This is a genomic window from Parendozoicomonas verongulae (genome assembly GCF_009711465.1).
Classification (GTDB): Bacteria; Pseudomonadota; Gammaproteobacteria; order Pseudomonadales; family Endozoicomonadaceae; genus Sansalvadorimonas; species Sansalvadorimonas verongulae.
The window spans coordinates 1-3,757 of record NZ_SMME01000678.1; the positions used below are offsets into that span (position 1 = coordinate 1).

Annotated in this window: 3 protein-coding genes and 1 pseudogene; 1 reads left to right on the plus strand and 3 read right to left on the minus strand. The window is 46.6% G+C overall.

Annotated elements, in window-relative coordinates; all coding sequences use genetic code 11:
- Positions 1 to 100: 100 nt before the first annotated feature.
- On the minus strand, positions 101 to 1,411 hold the full coding sequence (locus E1189_RS02690; protein WP_155158518.1) for a ferredoxin reductase family protein: 1,311 nt from the start codon (positions 1,409 to 1,411) through the stop codon (positions 101 to 103).
- Between the two features lie 386 nt (positions 1,412 to 1,797).
- On the opposite strand from E1189_RS02690, the gene E1189_RS02695 reads away from it, so the two are divergent.
- Complete coding sequence (locus tag E1189_RS02695) at positions 1,798 to 2,403, plus strand: NAD(P)-dependent oxidoreductase (protein WP_155158519.1); 606 nt, start codon at positions 1,798 to 1,800, stop codon at positions 2,401 to 2,403.
- On the opposite strand, the pseudogene E1189_RS02700 reads toward E1189_RS02695, so the two are convergent.
- Both E1189_RS02700 and E1189_RS02705 read right to left on the minus strand, forming a co-directional pair.
- A pseudogene (locus E1189_RS02700) lies at positions 2,400 to 2,600 on the minus strand (anaerobic C4-dicarboxylate transporter family protein); the annotation flags it as partial. The gene E1189_RS02695 and the pseudogene E1189_RS02700 overlap by 4 nt on opposite strands.
- Before the next feature lie 12 nt (positions 2,601 to 2,612).
- The gene (locus E1189_RS02705; RefSeq protein ID WP_155158520.1) at positions 2,613 to 3,587 is read right to left on the minus strand and encodes a transposase; all 975 of its coding nucleotides are present in this window, start codon (positions 3,585 to 3,587) and stop codon (positions 2,613 to 2,615) included.
- Positions 3,588 to 3,757 lie beyond the last annotated feature (170 nt).

Below are 3,757 nucleotides of genomic sequence, written 5' to 3' on the forward strand. Positions count from 1 at the left end.
GTGGTTTTAACCTTGAGAGAGACTAATAAAAAAAAATAAAAAGGACACCCAATATTTAGAACTGCGCAGCTCTATAATTAATGGGTGTCCTTTATTATTTTTATCTCATTTCAAACAACTCTTGATGTAGATTCTCCTTTTTAAAGCCATGCGCGAACAGATCAGTTTTCAGCATATTGCCAAGCCCACTTGGCCCACAAAACCATATGCTAGCTGTCTGCCAGGCTGGTACCAGACTTCTTAAATTGTTGCCATTGAAGCTGCCTTTTGGTTGGCCAACGAAATCGTGCAGGGTGACATTGGTTTTTTCACACAGTGTCTGGAGTCGCGTCATAAGCGGGGAATCAACGTTCGTTGCCATGTAAAATAAGTCCACTGGCTTACTATTGCCGTTCGCAGCCAAAGCTTCCAGCTGTGCGAGAAATGGTGTGATGCCAATACCCCCTGCAACCCAGATCTGGCGCGTACAGGCATCCTGAAAATTAAACTTCCCGTATGGACCTTCAACGGTTACCTGATCACCAACCCTCAGTTCTTTGACCATCTTACTGGTATAATCGCCAAGGGATTTGATTATGAATGAAAGACTGGAGTTATTTTGATCCCAGGACGAGGATAGCGTAAAAGGATGAGATTCTTTGTCTCCCTGTATTGTCAAAAACGCAAATTGTCCGGGCTTATGGCCTTTCCAACCGTTTTCTACTTGAATCGATACCTCAAGAGAATCCATCTTTTTGTAGTTTAAGAGGGCCGATACATTTCCTTTTACTTTGTTGTTTTTACCAATTAGGCCAAAGAGGCTATAAAAGGCAGAGACTGCACCCGCCAGCATTAACAGACCGATTACAATGCCGATAGGGGTAACCCAGTAGCTGAATGCCATGAAGACGACCGAATGACATACCAAGGCTAAATACAGCACAGGAACGAATTTGTGAAGCAGGGCAAAATGCCGATAGGATAACTTTTTAATCAGAGAGAGGATAAGAATGACGACAATCACATAAAATGCAATTTCCCCGATATCCCGGGCGGGGCCTCTAAAATCATGCAACCAGCCTTGAATACCTGTGAATACAGGCCTGCCCCCTCCCCTATGACCACCATGATCTTCAGGGCTGAACCAATCAGGAATCGTTGTCCAACCCCAGTGGAAAAGCGAGGCAATAAGTGCGGTAATACCCAGCCACTTGTGGATACGATAGCCCTTATCCAGCCCGTTCAGGTAGCTCTCCAGCCAAACCGGTCTGGTTGATAAAATCATGGCAAGGCTCATTGACGCAATAGCCAGGATTCCTGAATACTGCATGATGACGTTCTGGCGTTGTTCATAAGTGAACAGATAGGAAACCAGCCAGAGAAGAGTGATGGCTACCAAGACGCCGACAAATTTTTTGGAAAGATTGGACATAGCTTTCACATCTAATAGGAATTGGGAGTTTCTGATTTTCGTTATTGTCAATTGATGCCTGACCGTACAGGATCACCGTGTGCCGGAATAGTAAGAGAGTGGTGTAGCGGAGGTATCCCTAAATGTACTTAAATGTATCCGACTTGTTCACTACTTGTACACGACTCAGGAGATCTGACTGTCAGGAATAACAAAGCACCGTAATCAATAAGTGTTCTTTATCTCTCTTCCGCCTACCTTTTCCTTAACCAAAGAAGACGAAACCTTTAACTTTCAGGTATGATACCGACCATGCTGACGTACCTAGAAAGTGCTTACGCCCTAATATCGAAGAGTACTATTACTTAGTCAAGCTAACACTTGTAGTTATTAAGTAAGGATATTGTATGAAAATTGCTGTATTTGGCAGTTTGGGGATGCTTGGCTCCAGAGTCGCATCGGAAGCGAGCCGCAGGGGTCATGAAGTAAGTAAATTTGATCATCCTAATAGCATATCCAAAGACCATGAAGGTCTCATCCCATTAGACATCAGTGATACCGAGAGTGTTGTGTCAGCAATTAACTCTTGTGATGCAACAGTCATTGTTATTCCTCCAAGCAGGGACGGAGGTTCTCACGAACCTCTCCTTCAGGCACACCAGAATATTATTGCTGCAAAACCTTCAGGGCGAGTACTGGTTGGTGGTGGAGGTGGAAGCCTTGAGGTAAATGGTGTGCGCCTTATAGATACCCCTGATTTCCCCACACGTTACATAAAGGAAGCCACGACTGTTGCTAATATTCTGGATATGTATCGAGGTTCCGAGGGTCTGAACTGGACGATTTTATCTCCACCTATGAGCCTTGCCCCTGGGGTGAGAACAGGCTCTTATAAAATGGGCATCGATAGCCCCGTTGGTGATGCTATTAGCGCTGAGGATTTCGCTGTTGCATTTATTGATGAGATCGAAAACCGCAAGCATATAAATATGCGTTTCACTGTTGCCAACTAGCCAGGGAAGTAAGAAGTAAAGGAAGGAAGAAAGAGAAGTAAAGGACACCCAATGTTTAAAGCCGCTGCAGTAATTGGGCTTGCAATAATCGCTACCTGAGAGGCAATAACCTCCATAGATAGCGGACGCTCAGGGCGCACCCCACTGCGGTGAGAAACTTCAGCAATAACAGGCAGCATGGAATAAGCAACGTGACCGGTACCTGCAACTTACCCACCAAACACACGACGAGCCACACCAGTACCATGCAACCAGCCTTTACCCACACTCTCGGCGTACTCTTTAAGTGCAGCTGCCCGCCCAATAGCCCGAATAAACACAGGCTTACCGGGTCGAACTGTCTGCAACCACGCAGCAGCATCTATCCCCAGCCGATGCAGAATTGGAGGCAACTCAGATGCAATCGCTCCACGCTTATCGCCCCTCAGTGCCCGACCAGTCCAATCAACAAATTGAAAGTAATCCGTGAGCGCAAAAGGAATTCTCCCCTTTTGTTGATTATCAACTTGCAAGGGCTTCAGCGACTTGGCTTGCTGCCCATTCACTCTGTACTGCTCTATCCGTTCCTGAAGCGAGGTAAAATCAGAAGCCTCGGGGCTATCTGCCAAACCAGCCCGCACCGGATTTAAATCCACATACGCCATACAGGACAAAACAGCAGCCTCATCCAGCAATGCCTGACTCTTAAAGCGCCCTTCCCAGAATCGCCCCTTACAATCGTCTTCCTCATTGGCTTTACGAGCTAGATACTCATTCAGGCAGCGCATAAACCAGCTAATACTTTGCAGGCGCTCACGATAACCCTCTGCATATTCCTCAACGCGAGTATACTCAGCCTTATCCAAAGACTCCCCCGCCAAATACCTCTGCACCAGAAACGGCCCTTTAAAGAGCTGAGTCCACCGTGCAAGAACAGCATGCGTGCTCCAACCCTTCGCCTGTTCAGCATTTATATGGAGAACTGTATGGTAATGATTCGACATCACAGCATAAGCACACACCTCAATTGCAAAGATACCCGCCAACTCCTTCAACCGATCAACAATCCAGGGCTTGCGGTGCTCATAACTGGTGCCAGTCACATGATCTTCTCCGCACAGAAATGCTCGCCGAACGCAGCGAGCTATGCAGTGGTAGTACGGTGTCGTTTGAGCATCAATCAGGGTGTTGCGGGCACTGGTCATAGGCTTCTCCGAGAAGTGAGGAGAAGAAAATAGACCAGTGCGATGGGGTGTCAAATCAATGGGTGTCCTTTATATTTTATTCTGATGAGTTAGCAACCTGATCCGGTGTTGTCGCTGGATTGTCAGACGCGCCATATTTACAGCTAATCCCGAACAACATACGCCTCAAG

What these genes read in the sequence shown, in the direction of transcription:
- E1189_RS02695 (WP_155158519.1), top strand. Translation starts at nt 1,798, where the DNA reads ATGAAAATTGCTGTATTTGGCAGTTTGGGGATGCTTGGCTCCAGAGTC.
- E1189_RS02690 (WP_155158518.1), bottom strand. Translation starts at nt 1,411, where the DNA reads ATGTCCAATCTTTCCAAAAAATTTGTCGGCGTCTTGGTAGCCATCACT.
- E1189_RS02705 (WP_155158520.1), bottom strand. Translation starts at nt 3,587, where the DNA reads ATGACCAGTGCCCGCAACACCCTGATTGATGCTCAAACGACACCGTAC.